19 protein-coding genes are annotated in these 18,850 nt (G+C 71.4%); 4 read left to right on the top strand and 15 right to left on the bottom strand.

The features are described from left to right. Nucleotides 1-51: 51 nt before the first annotated feature. Together ACFWYM_RS33945 and ACFWYM_RS33950 are read right to left on the bottom strand one after the other, a co-directional pair. Entirely contained in the window at nt 52-1,752 is a 1,701-nt protein-coding gene (locus tag ACFWYM_RS33945; protein WP_384846079.1) for a nitrate/nitrite transporter, read from the bottom strand. A gap of 244 nt (nt 1,753-1,996) precedes the next feature. Continuing rightward, entirely contained in the window at nt 1,997-2,731 is a 735-nt protein-coding gene (locus ACFWYM_RS33950) for a TetR/AcrR family transcriptional regulator (RefSeq protein WP_384846081.1), read from the bottom strand. A 205-nt stretch (nt 2,732-2,936) separates the two neighbouring features. On the opposite strand from ACFWYM_RS33950, the gene ACFWYM_RS33955 reads away from it, so the two are divergent. Then, a complete protein-coding gene (locus ACFWYM_RS33955) occupies nt 2,937-3,581 on the top strand; it encodes an SRPBCC family protein (protein WP_384846131.1) in 645 nt (214 codons plus the stop codon). Nucleotides 3,582-3,747: 166 nt separating this feature from the next. Then, complete coding sequence (locus tag ACFWYM_RS33960) at nt 3,748-5,226, top strand: esterase (RefSeq protein WP_384846083.1); 1,479 nt, start codon at nt 3,748-3,750, stop codon at nt 5,224-5,226. 39 nt (nt 5,227-5,265) lie between these two features. Here ACFWYM_RS33960 and ACFWYM_RS33965 read toward each other — a convergent pair whose 3' ends face one another. Beyond that, complete coding sequence (locus tag ACFWYM_RS33965) at nt 5,266-6,387, bottom strand: hypothetical protein (protein ID WP_384846085.1); 1,122 nt, start codon at nt 6,385-6,387, stop codon at nt 5,266-5,268. Between the two features lie 162 nt (nt 6,388-6,549). Here ACFWYM_RS33965 and ACFWYM_RS33970 point away from each other — a divergent pair, with 162 nt between their 5' ends. Next, nucleotides 6,550-6,771, top strand: a complete 222-nt coding sequence (locus tag ACFWYM_RS33970; protein ID WP_384846087.1) for a hypothetical protein — start codon at nt 6,550-6,552, stop codon at nt 6,769-6,771. Between the two features lie 100 nt (nt 6,772-6,871). On the opposite strand, the gene ACFWYM_RS33975 is transcribed toward ACFWYM_RS33970, so the two are convergent. The 4 genes from ACFWYM_RS33975 to ACFWYM_RS33990 all read right to left on the bottom strand — a co-directional run bounded on the left by ACFWYM_RS33975 (nt 6,872) and on the right by ACFWYM_RS33990 (nt 10,479). Beyond that, nucleotides 6,872-7,096, bottom strand: coding sequence for a hypothetical protein (locus ACFWYM_RS33975; RefSeq protein ID WP_384846089.1), 225 nt, complete (start codon nt 7,094-7,096; stop codon nt 6,872-6,874). A 92-nt stretch (nt 7,097-7,188) separates the two neighbouring features. Then, nucleotides 7,189-7,929 carry a GAF domain-containing protein gene (locus ACFWYM_RS33980; protein ID WP_384846091.1) on the bottom strand — a complete coding sequence of 247 codons (741 nt, stop codon included), beginning with the start codon at nt 7,927-7,929 and terminating at the stop codon, nt 7,189-7,191. A gap of 94 nt (nt 7,930-8,023) precedes the next feature. Next, nucleotides 8,024-9,034, bottom strand: a complete 1,011-nt coding sequence (locus ACFWYM_RS33985) for an SGNH/GDSL hydrolase family protein (protein ID WP_384846093.1) — start codon at nt 9,032-9,034, stop codon at nt 8,024-8,026. 176 nt (nt 9,035-9,210) lie between these two features. Next, nucleotides 9,211-10,479, bottom strand: a complete 1,269-nt coding sequence (locus tag ACFWYM_RS33990) for an aminotransferase class I/II-fold pyridoxal phosphate-dependent enzyme (RefSeq protein ID WP_384846095.1) — start codon at nt 10,477-10,479, stop codon at nt 9,211-9,213. A 222-nt stretch (nt 10,480-10,701) separates the two neighbouring features. On the opposite strand from ACFWYM_RS33990, the gene ACFWYM_RS33995 reads away from it, so the two are divergent. Further along, nucleotides 10,702-11,982, top strand: coding sequence for a hypothetical protein (locus ACFWYM_RS33995; RefSeq protein WP_384846097.1), 1,281 nt, complete (start codon nt 10,702-10,704; stop codon nt 11,980-11,982). A 4-nt stretch (nt 11,983-11,986) separates the two neighbouring features. Here ACFWYM_RS33995 and ACFWYM_RS34000 read toward each other — a convergent pair whose 3' ends face one another. From ACFWYM_RS34000 to ACFWYM_RS34035, 8 genes are all read right to left on the bottom strand, one after another. Then, a complete protein-coding gene (locus tag ACFWYM_RS34000) occupies nt 11,987-12,466 on the bottom strand; it encodes an SRPBCC family protein (protein WP_384846099.1) in 480 nt (159 codons plus the stop codon). Nucleotides 12,467-12,605: 139 nt separating this feature from the next. Further along, the gene (locus tag ACFWYM_RS34005) at nt 12,606-13,145 is read right to left on the bottom strand and encodes a DinB family protein (RefSeq protein WP_384846101.1); all 540 of its coding nucleotides are present in this window, start codon (nt 13,143-13,145) and stop codon (nt 12,606-12,608) included. Between the two features lie 108 nt (nt 13,146-13,253). Continuing rightward, the gene (locus tag ACFWYM_RS34010; protein WP_384846103.1) at nt 13,254-14,084 is read right to left on the bottom strand and encodes an alpha/beta fold hydrolase; all 831 of its coding nucleotides are present in this window, start codon (nt 14,082-14,084) and stop codon (nt 13,254-13,256) included. Between the two features lie 26 nt (nt 14,085-14,110). Beyond that, nucleotides 14,111-14,569, bottom strand: coding sequence for an SRPBCC family protein (locus ACFWYM_RS34015; RefSeq protein WP_384846105.1), 459 nt, complete (start codon nt 14,567-14,569; stop codon nt 14,111-14,113). Continuing rightward, nucleotides 14,566-15,078 (bottom strand): hypothetical protein, encoded by a 513-nt coding sequence (locus ACFWYM_RS34020; RefSeq protein WP_384846107.1) that lies wholly within the window; start codon nt 15,076-15,078, stop codon nt 14,566-14,568. The genes ACFWYM_RS34015 and ACFWYM_RS34020 overlap by 4 nt, the downstream gene beginning before the upstream one ends. Before the next feature lie 60 nt (nt 15,079-15,138). Continuing rightward, the gene (locus tag ACFWYM_RS34025; RefSeq protein ID WP_384846133.1) at nt 15,139-16,635 is read right to left on the bottom strand and encodes an alpha/beta hydrolase; all 1,497 of its coding nucleotides are present in this window, start codon (nt 16,633-16,635) and stop codon (nt 15,139-15,141) included. Nucleotides 16,636-16,788: 153 nt separating this feature from the next. After that, nucleotides 16,789-17,400, bottom strand: a complete 612-nt coding sequence (locus ACFWYM_RS34030; RefSeq protein ID WP_384846109.1) for a 1,4-alpha-glucan branching protein — start codon at nt 17,398-17,400, stop codon at nt 16,789-16,791. Nucleotides 17,401-17,567: 167 nt separating this feature from the next. After that, the gene (locus tag ACFWYM_RS34035) at nt 17,568-18,413 is read right to left on the bottom strand and encodes a calcium-binding protein (RefSeq protein ID WP_384846111.1); all 846 of its coding nucleotides are present in this window, start codon (nt 18,411-18,413) and stop codon (nt 17,568-17,570) included. Nucleotides 18,414-18,850: the final 437 nt, after the last annotated feature.

Raw genomic sequence — 18,850 nt, forward strand, 5'->3', positions numbered from 1 at the left:
CGAGGTTCCCAGGGGCGTGCGGGCACGGCTTCGGGGACACGGTGTCGAGGGTTACGTCCCCGCCAGCGCGTCCATCTCCCGCCGCACCGCGGCCTGATGGGCCTCGGCGTCCTCGCGGGCCCGCCTGGGGCTCCAGCGGCCCGCCATCACGAACACGAACGGCAGGAAGAGGACCTGGCCGCCGACGCACACCCACCACCAGGTGCGCCACTCCCCCGGCCCGTCGTGCGCGGCCTTCTGCACGCGGGCTCCGTGCTCTTCCAGTACGGCGAGCTCGGGCTCGGCCTTCCGGACGACGGCGAGGTCCGCGGGCCCGACCTCCTTGGCGGCGCGGGCGGCCAGGGCGGGCGGCGTGGTGGCGGGGGTGTACTTCTTCAACTCGGCGAAGATCTTTGGGTGTTCGTCGATGACGGCGAGGGCGGGCGCGGCCTTCGCCTGGGCGGCCTTGACCTCGTCGCCGTGCTCGACGAGCGGGGTGACGGAGGTGACGACGACGGGGATGAAGGCCGCGGAGACGGCGACCACGATGCGCACGATCCAGCCCCAGACGGCGAGCCCGGCGGCCGTCGCGGCGGGGTTCCGCTTCTCCACGGTCTCGGTGAAGCTCGCCATCCATGGGGCGTAGGTGACGCCGCTGAAGACGCCGATGCCGACGAAGAGCCAGGCGAACGTGTAGTAGTCGGTGCCGGCATGGGTGGCGCGGCTGGCGAAGACGGCCGTCATGGCGATGGTGCCGACGGCCCCCACGATCATGAAGGGCTTGCGGACCTTCAGCCGGTCGGAGAGGAGCCCCACGACGACGAGGGCGATGGCGTTGGCCGCCCAGTACCAGTTGGCCAGGGCGTTGGTGCGCTGCTCGGTGTAGCCGAAGGTGGTGGCGAAGTAGACGACGAGGTTGCCGACCGCCGCGTAGTAGAGGAGCAGGAAGGCGGCGACGGCGAACGCCGAGCCGACGATGTCGAGGTGCATCATCTGCCGCCACTCACCGCGCCGGGCCGCCTCCGGGTCGATGCCCTGCGCCCGGGCCTCGACGAGCGCCCGGTCCCGCAGGCTCACCATGATCTGGTCCCGCAGGGCGGGGGCGAGTTCACGCAGGAGGAACAGCGCGGCGACGAACACGACGAGCCCCGCCGCGGCCGAGTAGCGCAGCTCGTCCTGCCAACTGGCGTGGTCGAGGGTGTGGCTGGTGACCAGGGTGACGACGAGGCTCCCGATGATCGGGCCCATCGTCCAGTAGCCCATGGCGGTGGCCCGGCCGAGCTGGGGCGAGAAGTCCCGGATGAGGGCGGGGGTGGCGACGAGAACGATGCCCTCGATGAAGCTCAGCAGCGCGAAGAGCACCAAGTACGTCGTCTTGTCACCGGCGCCCGGCAACCCGAAGAAGACCAGGAGCGCGGCGGCGAGCAGCCCGTAGACCACGAGGTTGGCCCGCCCCCACCGGTCGGCGAGCCCGGCCACGAGCGAGGCGAACGCCCCGATCGCGTTGCCGATCACCGAGACCCAGATGAAGTACCGGTACGTCATGTCGAAGTGCGTGATGATCGACGTCGCCACCGCGTACTGGATGTAGAGCATGTAGTACAGGACGACGGTGGTGACGACGACGATCGCCAGATAGATCATGCGCCGACCGGTGGCCGGATACTCGGCGAGCTCACGCCGGTAGAGCCGGGCAAGCGGCCGTACGGCGTCACGGTCTGCGCCGGCGGGGCGCTGTGACGCGGTGTCGGATGCAGCGGGGACGGCGGGCATACGGCTCCTTGATCAACGTCCGGATACCGGGGGCGACGTGCCCATGACGGATCACGGGCAGGACGGATCACGCCATGGGCATGGCGGATCACGCGACGCGGGCCGGCTCCGCGACGTTGGCCAGACGGTAGTACCGACTAGTCGGTACGCCTAGTCAGCGCGCATGAATTGCTTCCGGAGGGGAGCGGGAGGGACGAGAGGGACCGGTTCCGGAAGGGAGCACCCGGCGCGAGGAGCGCGCGGCTCAGCGCGCCAGCAAGTCGTCGAGTTCGGCCTCGAAGAAGAGGGCCGGGTCGAAGCCCATGCCGGTGAAGTGCCCGGCGAGTTCGAGGGACAGGAGTCCGTGCATACGGGTCCAGAAGGCCAGGGCCCGGTGGAGGGCGGGCTCGGGGGCGGGGTGGCTGCCGGCCCAACTCCGGTGGCTTTCCAGGTTGGCGCGGAACGACGCCGCCGGTCCCTCCACCCCCTCCTTCTTCCCCTTCTTCTTGTCCGACCCCTCCGGCTCCAGCTCCGCGCACGCGTCGAGCAGGTTCGCCATGATCCCGGAGGAGATGTCGGTGATGTCGTCGGGCGCGTGATAGCCGGGGACAGGGGTGCCGAAGATGAGGAAGTACCGCTGAGGGTCCGCCAGGGCCCAGCCGCGCAGGGCGTGGGCGAGCCCGGCGAGGTCGGCACCGTCGGCGGCGGCCGCGCCGATGGTCCCGGCGAGGCTCTGGTACGCCTCCCGGATGAGTTCGGTGATGAGCTCGTCGCGGTTGGCGAAGTAGCGGTAGAGGGCGGGGCCGCTCATGCCCATCCGCTTGGCGATCGCGTTGAGGGAGAGCGCGGAGGCGCCCGCCGAGGCGATCTGCTCCCAGGCGTGTTCCTTGATCTCGGCGCGCACTTGGGCGCGGTAGCGCTCGCGGGGGGTCTGGGCGTCGGGCCTGGCGCCCGACTTCGCGGCGGGCTTTGCACTCGGCTTTGCATCCGACTTCGCCATGACCTGCCGCCCCTCTCACCCAGGAGCCCCGGGCTACACCTGCAAGATTTCGTTAGAAGTTATCACGCAACCCATTGACCGCCCATTCCGAAGTGAGTTACAACTTCTAACGCAAGCAGGAGCTTCTAGCAAAGCAAGGGGCTGCGCGCCTCAACAGGCAAGCCCCGCACACCCATTGACCACTGAGGAGCACGAGATGAACACCATGTCCCGCACCCGCACCACCGGCATCCGCGGCGCCGCGGCCCTCTGCGCACTCCCCCTGGCCCTCGGCGTCCTCGGCACGGCCGCCGCACCCGCAGGGGCCGTCCCCGCCAACCCCGCCGCCCCCTCCACCACATCCCTCACCTGCCGAGGGGAAGGCGTCGACCCCGACGCCCAAGTCCGCCACCGCACGCAGAAGTTCATCCACGCACCGCTGCGCACCATCTGGAAGCTGCAGACCGACGTGGAGCGCTGGCCGTCCTGGCAGGCCCCCGTCACGTCCGTGGACCGCCTCGACGGCGGCCCCTTCCGGAAGGGCTCGGCGTTCCACTGGACGACCCCGCTTCCCCCCAACCCCGCAACTCCCGCCACCCGCCTGGACATCACCTCCACCGTCCAGCAGCTCAAGCACCACTCCTGCATCCGCTGGACCGGCCCCGCGGTCGCGGAGGGGCTGCGCATCGACGGCGTCCACGTGTGGACCTTCACAAAGGTGAAGGGCGGCGTTCTCGTGCGCACCGAGGAGACGCACAGGGGGCCGCAGGTGGACGCGAACGTGCCGTACGCGACGGACGTCCTCCGCCAGGGCCTCGAGGCGTGGCTCGGCGACCTGAAGACGGCCGCCGAAGCGCGCGCCCACCACTAGGTCAGCGCGGCGTTGAAGGGGGAGACCACTGCCGTTCATGCGGAATTCAACGTCCCGTACAACCCTCCCGCCCCATCCCGTGTCGAACTGGGCGCCGGACAAGGAACGGGCCCTTTCCGGACTCCCCCCGCGTACGCCCGGCTGCCTTCCTTTACAGGAGACACTCGTGCGCAAGAATCGTTCTGCCGCCATCGCCGCGGCTTCGTTCCTCCTGATGACGGGTGCGGGGATCGCCGCCGCGCCGTCCGCGTTCGCCGGCACCCCTGGGGGCACCCACGCCGACGACCGCAACAGCGACTTCAACGGCGACGGTTACGAGGACGTGCTGGTCGGAGCCCCCGGGGCGACGGTCAGCGGGGAGAAGGGGGCCGGGCTCGTCACCGTGCAGTACGGCTCCTCCAGAGGCATCGGGACCAGCGATGTCGCCCGGTTCAGCCAGTCGACGGCGGGGGTCGCGGGTGCCGCCGAGGCCGGGGACGGGTTCGGGAAGGCCGTCGCCACGGGTGACCTGGACGGGGACGGGTACGACGACGCCGTCGTCGGCATCCCCGGCGAGGACCTCGCCGACAAGGCCGACGCCGGCGGGGTGGCCATCCTGTGGGGTTCGAAGAACGGGCTCAGCGGGGCCGACAGCGACTGGCTGCAGACCCAAGAACCCACCGCGGGCGCGCAGTTCGGCGTCGGGCTCGCCGCCGCGCACTTCACCGGCAAGACGCCGGGCGACGAACTCGGCGTCCTCGACCGCGACAGCCTGGAGCTCTTCGTGTACACCCCCGTGCCGCAGGCCAGGGGCGCGGCCCCGCTGAAGCACCAGGCCACCCAGCGCCTCGCCGGGGACGTCGGGATCCAAAGCATCCTGTCCAAGTCCCTCACCACCGGGGACTACGACGACAACGGCTACGCCGACCTCGTGGTGGGCGGAGTGACCGTGGGCGACGAGCCCGGCAACGGCTGGTCCACATACTTCTCGGGGCACGAGGACGGGCTGAAGTACGAGCGGGATCTGCGTGGCGGGCCCGTGGCCGCGTCCGGCGACATCAACCACGACGGCTACGACGACCTGGTGACCGGCGAGCCCAACTCCCCCGACGACGGCGGGGAGTTCAAGACCGGCGGCGTGGTCGGCGTGCGGTACGGCGGCGCAGGCGGCCCGTCGGAGGACGTCGGCTGGTGGACGCAGGACACCGACGGAGTGCCCGGCACCGCCGAGCAGGGCGACGGCTGGGGCAGCGACCTCTCCGTCGCGGACACGGACGGCGACGGCTACGCGGACGTCGCGATCGGCGCCCCGGGCGAGGACATCGGCACGGTCGCGGACGCGGGCGCCGTCTGGGTGCTGCGCGGCTCGGGCAGCGGGCTGACGTCCAAGGGCGCCAAGTCCTGGGACCAGGACTCCGCGGACATCCCCGGGGTCCCCGAGAAGGGCGACAAGTGGGGCGCCCAGGTGCGCCTGACCGACCCGAACCGCGACGGCCGCTTCGGGCTGCTCGCCTCCGCGCCCGGCGAGAACGCCGGGGACGGATTCGTGTGGGTGCTGTCCGCCGGTTCCGGCGGCATCACCTCGTCCGGGGCGTGGTCGTACGGCGCGCAGACGCTGGGCGCACCGGGCACGGCGGCGGCGTTCGGCGCCGCCATCGACGAGTAGGGCGAGCGAGGGGACCCGTCGAGGGGGCGCCGCCGCGCCTCAGGTGAAGCGTTCGATGCGGAGCTGGGTCGGTGGGATCGGGTAGAAGGAGTCCGCGCCCACCGACCAGTAGCCGCCGTCGGTCCCCGGGATGCGTGCCAGGGCCAGGGGGAATGCGGCGCGGGGGCTCTCCGGGCCGCGTTCACTGATCCAGGCCGTTCCGTTCCAGCGCAAGTAGTGGGCTCGCTTCTCGTCCCAGAAGTCCCAGCCGGAGATCAGGTCGGGACGGCCCTGCTCGTCGCCCATGACGGAACTCAAGATGCCGACGTTGAAGGGCTTTTGGACGCTGCTCCACTGGGTGCCGTCCCAGTGCTCCAGGGTGGCGGCGGGCGGCTTTCCGGCCGGGCCGCCGATCCCGTACGAGAGTCCGGTCAGCCACACGTCGTCGGGGGCGACGGCGAGGAGCCCCGTCAACGAGCTCCGGATGCCGTTCACATGGGGAACAACCGTCCAGGCGCCGTCCCAGCGGGCGATGATGTCGCCGTACACCCACACCTCGCCCCGGTGGGTGACATGGATTCCGTACGGGACCGGGGCGGCCTCGTCGGGCAGGGGCTCGCACCAGCGCCAGGTCTTGCCGTCGCCGTGCATCATCCCGGCGCGGCCGCCATGGCTGCCCGCGACCCAGAACCGGCCACCGGGCCCGGCCGCGATGTCGGTCAGCTGCGTCCCCGGCGCGCCCCGGCCGGGGAAGCGCGCCTCACGCCAGGTCGCGCCGTCCCAGGCGAGCAGCTGGTCGTGGCCCGCGGTGTCGGTCCCAAGTGCCCATGCCCCGCCGCGCGTTGTGGCGGCGACCGCGCGCAGGCCGCCGGTGTAGGTGAGGTGGGAGACGTCGGTGACCGACCAGACGGAGCCGTTCCAGGTGAGGGCGATCGGGGTGCCGTAGTGGTCGGGGCCCTGGTCCAGGTTCTGGATGCCCACGGCCCAGGCGCGGTCGGGCGCCGTGGCGGCCACCCCGAGCAGCCGGGTGGCGGGCACCCCGCCGGGCGCGGGCACCTGCTGCCAGGCCCCGGCGGCGGTGCCGGACGCCTCGGCGGCCGAGGCCCCGTCGGGCAGCGACAAGGGCAGAGCCAATCCGGCACCGGCGGCCGTCAGTCCACGTACGAAGTCACGTCTTCGCATGAAGGGAAGCCCTTCCTCAAAGGGTCAGTGGTGCCTGGCCGGTCCCGGACCAGGCAGGGGCAACACCCTGAACTGGCGGCTGTGGGGCGTCAATGCACATGGGTGCGTATTTCTGCCGGGAGCGTGGACGGAACGGGCGCCTGTCGGCGCATACTGACGGCAATGACAAAGCCACTAGCACCGAAGCGTCATCTGCCCACGAGCCCCTTCAAGGCCCCCGTCGCACCGCCTCTCAAACACTTCGCCGTCGGAGATCAGGTCACCCACGACATGTACGGTCTCGGTTCGGTGATCAGCATCGAGGAGGGGGTCGCGGCGCTCGTGGACTTCGGCTCGACGCAGGAGCGGATCCTGAGTCCCTACGCGAAGATGAGCAAGCTGTAGCACCGTCCCGCCCGTAGCGCGCGCAGAAGAGCCTCCGTCGGTTCTCACCGACAGAGGCTCTTCGCACTCCTGCGAGCTGCCACCATCTCGAACTCCCGGTTCAGCGGCGGTTCTCCTCCGCCACTCGCGCCGCCCGGGAGCGGGCCTCCGCCTCGGGCAGGCCGACGTCGCACACGATCGTCACCTGGCTGCCGTCGTCCAGCGACACCCGCCGCATCTCCACGCCCAACAGCGCGGGCCGCTCTCCCTGCTCCTGGTCCTGTTCCAGCTCCAAGCCCAGGTCCAGTTCCAGCTCCTGCGCCCGCTCTTGCTCCTGATCGGACATGAGCACTCCCACCACTCGACGAGCCCCCACGTAACCATGCCGGTGGGCCTGACCCCGTGTGACCACGCCCACGTCACACTGACGCAGCACGGTCAGAAGACGGGTGGCTTGAACGCGGGTGGGTCGTGCGGGGGCCGGCCGGTGAGGCGAGTGATCAGGTCGACGCACAGATCGCGGAGTTTGACGTTGCGGTTCTGTGAGGCGCTGCGCAGGATCGCGAACGCCTCGGCGCCGGGGCAGCGTTGCTGGGCCATGATGATGCCGATGGCCTGGTCGATGGCGCCCCGGTAGCGCAGGGCCTGCTGCACGTCGGCGGTGAACTGGCGGGAGCGCGCCATGCGTTGGGCCAGTTCGATGGCGCCCGTGGCCTGGGAGGCGAGGGTGCGCAGGGAGTCGAGGTGGCTGTCGTCGAAGCCGTGCGGGTGCGGCGAGTAGAGGTTCAGGGCGCCGGCGGTGTCCGTGTGCGGGGCGATGGGGAACGACATGGAGGAGCGGGTTCCCGCGGCCACCGCGTGGGCGGAGTAGGCGCCCCAGCGCGGCTCGTCCATGAGGTCGGCGACGTGGACCTCCTGGCCCGTGCGCAGGGCCTGGAGACAGGGACCGTCGTCCAGGCCGTACTGCTTCTCGTCCAGGGCGGGGGCGCTGGTTCCCGCGCTGGTGACGGTCAGGAAGCGGCCGGTTCGCTGGAGCGTGACGCCGCACCCGTCGGCCTTGGGGGCGTAGCTCATGGCCTGTTCGGCCAGGACGCAGAGGAAGTCGGTGAGCGTCTCGGTGTCCAGCAGGAGGGTCACGATGCTGGAGCCGTCGGGCGGGTCGACGCGGTCCGCGAGCATGGGGAGTCCGTTCCGCGGGCCGGTCGGCCCGCTGGCTCCTTCCGACTGCCCCCGTACCGGCGACCGACACCCTCTCCTGCCGCTCTCCTGTACGTCAGTTCTTGAGCGTCTTCAGGACCGTTGCCGCCTGATGGTCCGCGCCCAGCTCGTTGGGGTGGAGCGGGACCGCGAGGCCGGGCGGGTTGCTGGTGAGCGGGACGAAGCCCTCGACCCATTTGGTGCGGGGCAGTTGGCAGACGTCGTGGCCGACGCTGCCGCTGTACGTGTCCACGAGGCGTACGTCGAAGCCCCGTACGTCGTGCTGGGCGCGGCGCACGGCCCGGGCGAGCATGCCGTTGATCTCCTTCAACTTCTCACCGAGCCACATCAGGTCGCCGTCGTTGACCTGGACGTACGGGTAGCAGCCGTGGTCCAGGGGGACGGCCGCGAGGTAGTCGACGACCAGGACGGTGGCGTCGGGCGCGAGGTCGTGGGTGCGCTTCAGGGCGTCGTACACCTTGGTCTCGACCGCCTTGATGCGCTGGGACATCTCGTCCACGCCGTTCTTGACCCAGCCCTTCTTGCACTGGCCGCCCAGGGGCGCGGGCAGGCCGACGCCGGGGAGCAGCTCCAGGGAGGGCAGCAGGTTGAAGCAGGATCCGGCGGCGCTCGCCAGTCCGGCGTCGTTGCCGCCGATGCCGAGGGTGACCAGGTCGGTGGTGCGGGAGAGCCGGGAGAACTGGCGGGGGTTGGAGCCCCGGACGAGTCCCAGGTAGTTGATCTCCTGGGCCCGGTCGAACTCCCTGGTGGTGGCGCTGCCGCAGGTGGCGTCGCGGAAGGTGCGGGCGCCGAGCGCCTTCGCGACCTTCTTCGGGTAGTTCCACGTGGACTGGAAGCAGGCGTACGGGGCGTGCTCGGTCGAGACGTTGCCGAGCAGCGCGACGTCAGCGGACCAGGAGTCGCCGAGGGCGACGTACTCCTTGTACTGCTGGTGGTCCGCGTACTTCTTCGAACCGCCGTCCTGGGGTGCGGCGTGGGCGGGCAGCGTGGTGGCGAGGAGGGCGCCGACCGTGGCGGCGACGGTGCGCGTGAGGCGGCGGGACGTGCGCGACGTGCGGGATCGCATGCAGGCTCCTGGCGTGGGGCGGGACGGTGGCCTCGCCCATCCCGCCATGGAGCCGGTGCCGCGCGCGGGATTGTCGCCCCGCGTTCACCCGTGCGCGCGGGATCGGTCGCCCGACGGTGCGATCACCCCGTTCGGCCTGGCCCGATCGGGCCAGGCCGCCGGTCGGCCGGGGTGGCTCAGCCGGTCTGCTGCTCGTAGCCCACCAGGCGCACGCACACCGCGAGTCCGTGGATGGCCTGCTCCAGCTCGGCCAGGCCCGGGTAGCTCGGGGCGATGCGGATGACGGCGTCGCGCGGGTCGTCACCGTAGGGGTGCGTCGCGCCCGCCGGGGTCAGGACGATGCCGGCGTCGGCGGCGCGGCGCACGACCTCCTTGGCGCAGCCGTCCGGCACCTGGAGGGTCACGAAGTAGCCGCCCTTGGGCGAGGTCCAGCTCGCCAGACCGGTGCCGCCGAGCTCCGCCTCGAGGATGCGGGCGACGGCCTCGAACTTGGGCTGCAGCAGGGCGCGCTGGCGCTCCATGTGGGCGCGCACGCCGTCGGCGTCGCGCAGGAACATGACGTGGCGCAGCTGGTTGACCTTGTCGGGGCCGATGGACCGCTTGGCGTTCTTGGCGAGCAGCCACTTCAGGTTGGCGTGGGAGGAGCCGAAGAAGGCGACGCCCGCGCCCGCCGCGGTGATCTTCGAGGTGGAGCCGAAGACGAACGCGCGGTCCGGGTTGCCGGCCTCGGCGCAGGCGCCGAGCAGGTCGGCGATCGAGGCGGGCTCGTCGGTCAGGTGGTGGGCGGCGTAGGCGTTGTCCCAGAAGATCCGGAAGTCGGGGGCGGCGGTCTCCATGGCGGCGAGGCGGGCCACGGTCGCGTCGCTGTAGGTGACGCCGTCGGGGTTGCTGTACTTCGGGACGCACCAGATGCCCTTGATCGCCGGGTCCTCGGCGACGAGCCGCTCCACGACGTCCATGTCCGGGCCGTCGGCGGTCATGGGCACCTGGATCATGTCGATGCCGAACCGCTCGCAGAGCCCGAAGTGCCGGTCGTAGCCGGGCACCGGGCACAGGAAGGCGATGCGCTCCTGGTCCACCCAGCGCGACTCGGCGCCCGGCAGCTCGCTCAGCAGGGCGTGCACGATGCAGTCGTGCATGAGCTCCAGGCTGGAGTTGCCGGCCGCGAACAGCTGGTCGGCGGGGACCTGGAGCACCCCGGTGAAGATGTCGCGGAGCTCGGGCAGCCCCTGGAGGCCGCCGTAGTTGCGCACGTCGGTGCCGTCGGCGGCGGTGTGCCGCCCGCCGGGCAGGCTCAGCAGGTCCTCGGAGAGGTCGAGCTGCTCGGGCGCGGGCTTGCCCCGGGTGAGGTCGAGGGAGAGGCCGCGCCCGGCCAGCTCCTCGTAGTCCTTGCGGGCCGACTCAAGGAGTCCCGTCAGCGCGTCGGGGCTCAGCTCGGTGGTCATGGTGGTTCCTCTCCCGGTGTGCCGTCATCGAGGGGCGTCGATGGATGGTGCCTGCCGAGAATACAAAGCCGGGCGCGGGCCACGTGCCACCGGCCGGGGGCGGGCACCTCGCCCCACCAGGCGCGACGGCCGGATCTCGGCCATCACACGGCTCGCCGCCGACCAGCATGCGGGACCGGCCGCTACGGTGAGTGCCCTTCTGATCGAGGAGAGTGATCCCGCATGCGCGTCACGTCCTGGTTCCGGGTGCTGCTCGCGCCCCTGGTCGTGGCGGCGGTCCTGCCGCCCGCGGCCGAGGCGTCCACGCCGCCCGCCCCCGCCACCACAGGCCGTACGCCCGTCGTCCTCTTCCCCGCCTTCCACCTCACCAAGCTGCGCGTGGACGTCGACGGGCAGTCCACGGCGCCCGGCTGTCCGCGCCGGGGCAGCTTCGAGGACTGGTATCTCAACGACCACCCGAGCAAGAAGTTCAGCCAGGTCTGCCAGGACCGCCTGCTCACGCTCCGCCACGACTCGTCCCCGGCCGGGCGTACGAAGCCGATGGCGGCCCGCTTCAGCGAGCAGCCCGGCGTGCGGGTCTCCGTCGTCGACTACGGCAGCACGCGCAGCGCCCCCTTCTACGAGCCGCTGTACCGGACGCTGGAGCGGCACGGGTACCGGCGGGACACCGATGTCCGGGTCGCGGGCTACGACTCCCGGCTCACCCCGGACCTGGCGGGCTTCGTCCCGCGCACCCGCAGGCTCATCGAGGCGACGTACCGCGCCAACGGCGACCGCCCGGTGCGCCTGGTCGGGCACTCGAACGGTCCGCTGTACGCCCAGTACCTGCTCACCCACACGTCCCAGGCGTGGCGCGACAAGTACATCCAGGGCTTCACGCCGATCGCCGGGAACTTCCCCGGGCAGGGCCTGCTGTACCCGGTGATGTTCTCGGGGCTCAACATCCAGGACTTCGGCTATCCGACGACGCGGGCGAACGCGCGGAGCAGCGCCCGCATGTACCTGAGCGCCCCGTCCACGTACATGAGCGCCGCCGACCCGCGGGTCTTCGGCGACCGCGAGACGGTCGTCAAGGCCGGGTCCACCGGCCGGAGTTACACCCCGCGCGACTACCCGGAGCTCTTCGCCGACGCGGGTCTCCCGGCGGCGAAGGAGCTCGCCGACCACTACATCGGCTTCGTGAAGTTCACCGGTCCCCGGTGGTTCCCGAACGTCGACGTGTCGGCGGAGAAGGGCTCGGGCCTCGCGACGCCCGTGGGCGCGCGGCTCAGGAACCTGAAGGTGGGCCAGGTGATCTCCACGGACCAGTTCCTCAACCGGGACGGCGACAGCAACCAGGAGGACATCACCAACGAGGCGGTCCTGGCCTGGCGTTCGATGCCCTGCCACCGCTTCTCCCTGACCGACCACCCCGGGGTGGGCCACTTCGACCTGCCGGGCGACCGGGCGCTGCTCGACCGGCTGGTCGGGGACCTGAGGCGGGAGCGGGCCGACTGCCCGTAGGAGATCAGCTCTCCTTCCGGGAGGCGCGCGCACCGTGCGTCTCCCGGGCGAGCGCCGTGTCGGCCGCGGCGAGGATGTTGGCGAAGGTGCCGGTGATGATCGGCTTGGCGAGGCGGCGGGTGAGGAAGGGGCCGACCAGCGGGACGGGGATCTCGGCGCGGGTGACCCACACGACGTGGGTGCCCCCGTCGACCTCCGTGAACGTCATGCGCCCGAGCTCGTGCCGCGAGGGCGGCAGGCTCCGCTCGACGACGTACTCGGTGGCGTACGGCGGCTCGTACTGCGTGATGCGCTCCCGGAACCAGCCGATGAGCCAGGTGTGGTTGCGCACGGCGCCGACGCCGTAGGGGGCGCCCTCGCCGCGCCGGGCCAGGCGGCAGCGCAGGACGAGGGGTGAGCGGGTGTAGTTGGTGGTCGTGGTGAGCCAGGCGAACACTTCGTCGATCGGGGCGGCGATGGTGCGCTCGACGGTCATCGTCTCCATGGCTAGCTCTCCTGTGCAGTCGCGTGTTTTCGTCCGACGCAGTGGAGACAAGACAGGTCGGCGATCCGTGACATCGCGCTCGGGTGACGTGCTTCACACGGTGGTGACGGGGTCGGGCGGCGTGGGGCGGGCGCGCCCCCTAACCCCCGAAGCGGTGCACGTACAAGTCCCTGAGCAGGGAGATCTCCGCTCCGTGGTGGATCGTCTCGCGGTTGATGTGCAGCACGAGCGTCGCGAGCGGCTCCTCGGCGTACGCGCCCTCGGCCGGGCCGCACGGCCGCGCGAGCCCTTCCTCGCCCAGGCCCCGCACGCCGGTGATCCACCTCTCGTACGCCTCGTCGAGCCGGTCGAGGGCCTCGGCCGCCGTGCCCGGCCACGGATAGGTCATGTAGTCCATGGGCGGCCCGCCGAAGTGCGCGGCGGTGCGCATGCCGAGCACGCCGACGAGGATGTGGCCGATGCGCCAGGCGATGGTCGTGACCGGGGCCGGGTCGGGCGCGGGGTAGGCCCAGTCGATGGTGAGGCCGCCGCGTTCGGGGTCGGGGCGCACGGTCCAGCAGTCGGGCACGGGCTGCCAGAAGTACTCGTCGTCGGTGAGGCCGTCCAGGCGCGGGCGCAGCTGGTTCTGCCAGTGCCAGTCGAGCTGGTCGGCGAGGAGCGGGTTCCAGTCGAGTGCCATGGCCTCACGCTAGGGCGCGTACGACGTTCCGGCCTCCCGGCTCTCCACGGGGCTGCCTGCTCGGCCAGGGAATGGACGAGGAACGGCAGCCCTTCGGGCCGAGGGCGGTCATGGCGTCGACGTGCGGATGATGTCTGCGATCTCCCGCGCGTGGGTGAAAACCAGTCCGTGGTCGGTGTCGAGCCGGGTCACCGGGGTCTGTGGCCGTGCGCGCAGGAGGCGGTCGATGCCGTCGCGCCAGAGCTGGTTGAAGCGCGGGACGGGGTCTTCGGCGCTGTCCCCCGCCATCGAGGTCGACATGATCATGCGGATGGGGTAGCGGATCTTCCCGTGGCGGTCGAGGGTCTGCTGCGTCCGCACGGCGTCGACTTCGAGGTTCAGGTCAAGGATCTCCTGGCCGGTGAGCAGCACTTGGCGCGGGGTTCCCTTCGCCCGGGCGACCTCTTCGCTGTTCGCCTGTTCCTCCCACATGGTGCGGAAGAGCGGCAGGTCGGTGGGGGTGAGGAAGGGGTCGGGCACCGGGTTCGCCCCGTCGATGAGGACCAGTCCGGCGAGGGGGACGGTGTCGGGGTGCTCGGCGGCGTACTGGAGGACGAGGTCCGCGCCCAGGGAGTAGCCCACGAGCAGCGGCGGGGTCGCGGCCGGGAGGCCGCGGCGGGCGAGCTCCGCCAGCACGGCCGCGAGGTCGCTGCCGAACGCCTCGAAGGAGTACGAGCCGGCGGCCGAGGCCAGTCCGTGGCCTCGGAGGTCGAAGGTAGTCACGTCGAAGTCGTGGCGCAGCTCTGCGGCCAGGTCGTGCAGGTCCGCCTGGGTGGAGCTGAGGCCGGGGCACAGGACCAGGGGGCGTCCGCGGCCGCCGCGGGTGACCGGGAGCGTGACGCCGTCGTGGTGGACCGTGAAGCGCTCCATCGTTCCCTTCTCCACCGCTCCCTCCTCCATCACTTCCTCCTCCGTCCCGCGCTCCCTCAACGGGCCGCCTCCGCCGTCGACTTGACGTGCGCGTTGCGCGAGCGGATGAGGTGCGGCATGTACCGGTTGAGGGCGAGCCACTCCGCCAGGCGGCCGAGCGGGCCCAGCGGGGCCGTGAACTCGATGACGTCGCGCATGCGCGTGCCGCCCTCGCCGTCGGGCTCGAAGTAGTGGGCGTGGTACCAGCGTCGGAAGGGGCCGGAGACCTGTTCGTCCACGAAGTGGCCGGGTGGGTCGTGGGCGGTGATCCGCGAGGTCATCCGCCAGGGCACGCCGAAGTGCCGGGCCTGCCAGGTCACGGTCTCGCCCAGCGCCATGCGGCCCGCCGTGACGCCGCCGACGACGCGCTCGCCGGAGTCGGCCATCGACGCGGTGTGCACGTCGACGTCCAGTGAGATGTCGAAGACGAGCTGCGGGGGCGCGGCGATGCGGGTGACGACTTCGAAGCGGGTCACAGCGTGAACACCACCCCGCGCCAGGTCCAGCCCGCGCCCAGGACCGCCTCCTGCAGGGGGTCCTTCATCTCGGCGGGGTCGAAGCGGAACACCTCGCGCTTCTCCCTGTGGCCGTCCTCGTTCCGCTCGTACGTCCATTCCCGGGTCACCGTCTTCACCCGGCCCCGGGAGTACTCGCGCGAGCGGGACAGCCGCGGGGTGTCGCCCACCCACGCGACCTCCCACTGTTCGTCGAGGGCGCGGACCTCGTGCTCGGCGGCGTCCAGGCGCATGCGGGTCTTCAGGGTCCGGTCCAGCTGGGTGCGGACGAAGAAGGTGCGCCAGGCGGGCTCCTGGACCCGCCACTCCGCCACCAGGTCGGCGTTCTCGTCGGGGGTGGCGGCGCGCACGAGCCACGGCACGTCCGGCCCGCCCAGCGCGAGCAGCGCCGCGCGCACGTCCGCGGCCGGGCGCGGCGGCACGCCGTCGCCCGGCCGTCTGGTTCCGGTCAGTCGCTCGAAGAGACCCATTGGACGAACATTACGTGCCCCCTCGGACCGGTCGGATCAGCAGGCGGATCAGCAGGTGGATCAGCAGGCGGTGTCCTTGTCCGGCCGCACGCCCGTCGCCAGGTAGCGGGAGACGGTCCGGTCGCCGCAGGCGTTGCCGTTGGCGAGGTAGACGTCGTGGCCGGAGGAGTCCACGGTGACCATGGTGGCGCGCCGGCCGAGGGCGTCGCGGAGCTTGCGGGCGCCGCTCAGCGGGGTGTTGGGGTCGCGCTCGTTCTGGATGAGGAGGATGTTGGCGGGGCCTTCGTCGGTGATCCGCACCGGGGGCTCCTGCGGCTTGTACGGCCAGGCGGCGCAGGGCATCGCGCTCCGGGGCATGCCCGCGGTCAGCGGGTACTTGGCGCGGCTCTTGGCAACGGCCGTCTGGTAGGCGGCCGTTGACGAGGGCCAGGCGACGTCGTTGCAGAGGGTGGCCAGGCCGACCCCGATGACGTTCTGCAGCGCCTCCTCCGGGGGGCCGACGGGCGCGGGCGGCACGGTGCCCTTCTGAGCGGCGAGGATCAGCTCAGCCAGGGTGGGGTAGGCGTCGGGCTCGGCGAGGGTCTCGAGCATCGTCTGGCGCAGGACGTTGCCGCTGAGCTCCTCCGGGTTGGCGCCCGGCCACGGGATCGGGTCGCGGTCGAGCCGGGCGGCGAGCTTCAGGAACAGCGGCCGCACGTCCTTGGCGCTCTTGGCGAGGCGGTACGGGTTGCCGGGCTCGGCCGCCCACGCGGCGAAGTCGGGGAAGGTGTCCTCGACGCCTTGTTCATGGCTGGCGACCCAGGCGCGGTTGCCCTGCTTGGGGTCGGGGTTGTCGTTGCTGTCGAGCACGATGCGGTCGGTCCGCCCGGGGAACAGCTGGCTGTACACGGCGCCGACGTAAGTACCGTACGAGACGGCCCAGGCGGAGAGTCTCTCCTCGCCGAGCGCAGCCCGTATGCGGTCGATGTCACGGGCCTCGTTGGCGGTGCTGATGTGGCGCAGCAGCTCGCCCCCGTTGCGCTCGCACGCCCGGGACATGCGGCGGGCGGTGGCCATGTTCTCCGTCACCGACCCGTCGGCGGCGGGCCAGGGCCGCAGCCGGGACGTGGCGAGGTCGGCGTGGTCGAGGCCGCAGCTGACGGGGTTCGAGGCGCCGAGTCCCCGCGGGTCGAAGCCGATCAAGTCGTAGGCGTCCCGCACCTCTTGAGGCAGCTTCTGTCCCTTGCCGGAGGGGTCGTCGAGCGCGGATCCGCCGGGCCCGCCGGGGATGAGGAACAGCGCGCCGCGCCGTGCCTCGGGCTTCTCGCTGGGGATGCGGGAGATGGCGACGGTGGTCTGCCTTCCTTCGGGGTCCTTGTAGTCGAGCGGCACCTCGACGGTCGCGCACTGCTGGCGGGGGTCGACGCCGGAGCCGGTGCACTTCTTCCAGTCGAGGTTCGCCTGCCGGTCATGGGTGGGTGCGGGGGCGGGTGCGGCGGCCGCCGCGGTGGCGGCGAGGGGTGCGGTGAGGCCGAGGGCGACGGCGGATGCGGCGAGCAGGGTGGCGTTGCGTTTCATCTTCGTCTTCGTCTTCGTCTTCGTCGTCACGCCGTGCGTCGTGGGCGTCATCATCTTCTTCGTCGTCTGCTTCGTCATACCGACGATCTTTACCGAGGCACCCCTGCCGCCACATCCTCCCAACTGACCACTGTGGATGGGGGTTTACCCCGATCAGCCCCCTAGGGTGGCGAACACTCCTCGGGCTCGGTTCCCGTCCAGCAGCCGCCAGCCTCCGCCGACATGACCGACCGTTCCTCGCGGAGCGGACACCTCGCCGTCCGGGGCAGGCTGCAGGACCCGGCACAGGCGGAGGGTGGCGGCGATGTCGCCGTCGACGGACAGGGGGCCCTCGCCGGAGTAGGAGCCGACGACGTCCAGGTCGGGGACGTCGCTGGCGTTCTGGTCCTGGGCCTGCACCCGGCCCTCGAACAGGGCCAGCAACTGGGCGACCAGGACCGGGTCGTGGCGGCCGTCGTAGGCCCAGCGGCGTCCCAGCACACCGTGCTCCATGGTGCCGACGAGGGCGTGCTCCGCGCCGTCGAGCGGGGCACCGCGGTAGGTGAGGGGCACCAGGTAGGTGACCGGTTCACGGCCGGGGGCCGCGTCGGTGACGACCATGAACTCCATGCCGACCTCGCCCTGCGGGTCGTCGAGGCGGAAGCCCCCGGCCTTCTCCAGGACCGGCGCGCCCTCACCACCGCGATACCAGGAGCGGGTCGGCAGCCAGGAGGTGAGCAGCTCGAGCTTGGTCGGCTTCAGGACGGTGCGGTGGATGACGGCCATGTCGGCGGCTCTCTTCCCTTGGCGATCAAGTGGACGCGGACCAGCACAGCCTCGCATCCGTGCGGCCTGGAGAGACCGGCGCCCGGAGAAAACGGTGACCCGCCCTCTCGCGCGAGATCGGAGCGCCGGGTCTTCGCAGGCCCGGCGCTCCGACCCCTGAGGGGTGGTCAGTCCTGGTGCACCTCGTTACGGCCCGCGCCACCGGAGAGCTTGTCGGTGCCCGCGCCGCCCCACAGGACGTCGTCACCACTGTTGCCCCACAGCGTGTCGTTGCCCGCCTCGCCGTACAGCTTGTCGTTGTTCTTGCCGCCGTACAGGACGTCGGCGCCGCCCCCGCCGCGCAGGATGTCGTTGCCGTCGTCGCCGTGCAGGTTGTTCGCTTCGGCGGTGCCGGTCAGGGTGTCGTTCCCGGCCTCGCCGAAGCAGTCCTGGCCGCAGTGGGTCAGGGTGTCGTTGCCCGGGCCGCCGTAGGAGCCGAAGCCGAACGGGCCGCCGCCGCCGTCCAGCTTGTCGTCGCCGTCGCCGCCGTGCAGCATCGACCCCACGGAGCCCTTGATCACGTCGTTGCCCGCGCCGGCGTAGACCCCGGCCCACGCTTCGCTGTCCGGGGCGAGCGTCAGAGTGTCGTCCTTGTCACCCAGGTCGATGTCGTAGTTGTCCGAGTCGTCCGAGCCCTGCGGGATCAGGACGGCGCAGCGCACGGTGGTGCGGTCGCCCTGCGCCGGGTACGCGCACTCGTCCGACTGCGCCGCATCCGCGGAGATCGCGATCTCGTTGCGGTCGTGGAACGTGAGGACGTAGTACGACTCGAACTCGCCGCGCTGCTCGATCTTTTCGTCGACGGTCAGCCGGTTCTGCTGGCCGGGGGCCGCCTTGTACCAGAGCTCGCCGTCGGCGATGACCATGGAGGCCGTCGCTGCCGCCGCGGGGGCGGCCTGGGCGGCCGGAACCGCTAAGGCGAGGGCACCGAGGCCCAGGGCTGCGGTGGCGGCGAGAGTGCTGTAAGTGCGCATGCGGAAGTGTTCCTTTGGTATGTCTGGTTGCGGTGGTTCTTGTGGTCATTGAGTGAGACATGGGGCCCCGCACGGGAGTTGCACCCTCGATCGTGAACAACGGCGGGCCAGTCAGTGGCCGGGACATGGACGGCACGGTGCAGGCCGTCGCGGGGTCCACCGCGTCCCACTCCCGCGTTCCAGGCACCCCACATATCCCCTGGCCAGAGGGCCTTTACGTGTTCCAGCGTCCCCAACTGCCCGGATGTGCTGGCCTCTTGGGCAGAGCACCCCGCAGGCTCGGACCGTGCCCACCGGGAGCCGGACCGCTCTGAACGGTTCTGAGTGGTTCTCAACGTGGGCCGTCAGTAACGACTTTGGGAGTACGTACATGCTTCGCAAGCGCTCACGTCTGATCGCCGCCCCGATCGCGGCCGCCGCCCTGACCCTCACGGCCG

The sequence above is a fragment of the Streptomyces sp. NPDC059009 genome, assembly GCF_042740175.1.
GTDB lineage: Bacteria > Actinomycetota > Actinomycetes > Streptomycetales > Streptomycetaceae > Streptomyces.

Bases quoted from the DNA above. Each gene is read 5' to 3' on its own strand.
- ACFWYM_RS33985 (WP_384846093.1), bottom strand. From the start codon at position 9,034: ATGCGATCCCGCACGTCGCGCACGTCCCGCCGCCTCACGCGCACCGTC.
- ACFWYM_RS33980 (WP_384846091.1), bottom strand. From the start codon at position 7,929: ATGCTCGCGGACCGCGTCGACCCGCCCGACGGCTCCAGCATCGTGACC.
- ACFWYM_RS33955 (WP_384846131.1), top strand. From the start codon at position 2,937: ATGTCCCGCACCCGCACCACCGGCATCCGCGGCGCCGCGGCCCTCTGC.
- ACFWYM_RS33950 (WP_384846081.1), bottom strand. From the start codon at position 2,731: ATGGCGAAGTCGGATGCAAAGCCGAGTGCAAAGCCCGCCGCGAAGTCG.
- ACFWYM_RS34020 (WP_384846107.1), bottom strand. From the start codon at position 15,078: ATGGGTCTCTTCGAGCGACTGACCGGAACCAGACGGCCGGGCGACGGC.
- ACFWYM_RS34010 (WP_384846103.1), bottom strand. From the start codon at position 14,084: ATGGAGGAGGGAGCGGTGGAGAAGGGAACGATGGAGCGCTTCACGGTC.
- ACFWYM_RS33990 (WP_384846095.1), bottom strand. From the start codon at position 10,479: ATGACCACCGAGCTGAGCCCCGACGCGCTGACGGGACTCCTTGAGTCG.
- ACFWYM_RS34035 (WP_384846111.1), bottom strand. From the start codon at position 18,413: ATGCGCACTTACAGCACTCTCGCCGCCACCGCAGCCCTGGGCCTCGGT.
- ACFWYM_RS33945 (WP_384846079.1), bottom strand. From the start codon at position 1,752: ATGCCCGCCGTCCCCGCTGCATCCGACACCGCGTCACAGCGCCCCGCC.
- ACFWYM_RS33995 (WP_384846097.1), top strand. From the start codon at position 10,702: ATGCGCGTCACGTCCTGGTTCCGGGTGCTGCTCGCGCCCCTGGTCGTG.
- ACFWYM_RS34005 (WP_384846101.1), bottom strand. From the start codon at position 13,145: ATGGCACTCGACTGGAACCCGCTCCTCGCCGACCAGCTCGACTGGCAC.
- ACFWYM_RS33975 (WP_384846089.1), bottom strand. From the start codon at position 7,096: ATGTCCGATCAGGAGCAAGAGCGGGCGCAGGAGCTGGAACTGGACCTG.
- ACFWYM_RS34000 (WP_384846099.1), bottom strand. From the start codon at position 12,466: ATGGAGACGATGACCGTCGAGCGCACCATCGCCGCCCCGATCGACGAA.
- ACFWYM_RS33965 (WP_384846085.1), bottom strand. From the start codon at position 6,387: ATGCGAAGACGTGACTTCGTACGTGGACTGACGGCCGCCGGTGCCGGA.
- ACFWYM_RS33970 (WP_384846087.1), top strand. From the start codon at position 6,550: ATGACAAAGCCACTAGCACCGAAGCGTCATCTGCCCACGAGCCCCTTC.
- ACFWYM_RS34025 (WP_384846133.1), bottom strand. From the start codon at position 16,635: ATGAAACGCAACGCCACCCTGCTCGCCGCATCCGCCGTCGCCCTCGGC.
- ACFWYM_RS34030 (WP_384846109.1), bottom strand. From the start codon at position 17,400: ATGGCCGTCATCCACCGCACCGTCCTGAAGCCGACCAAGCTCGAGCTG.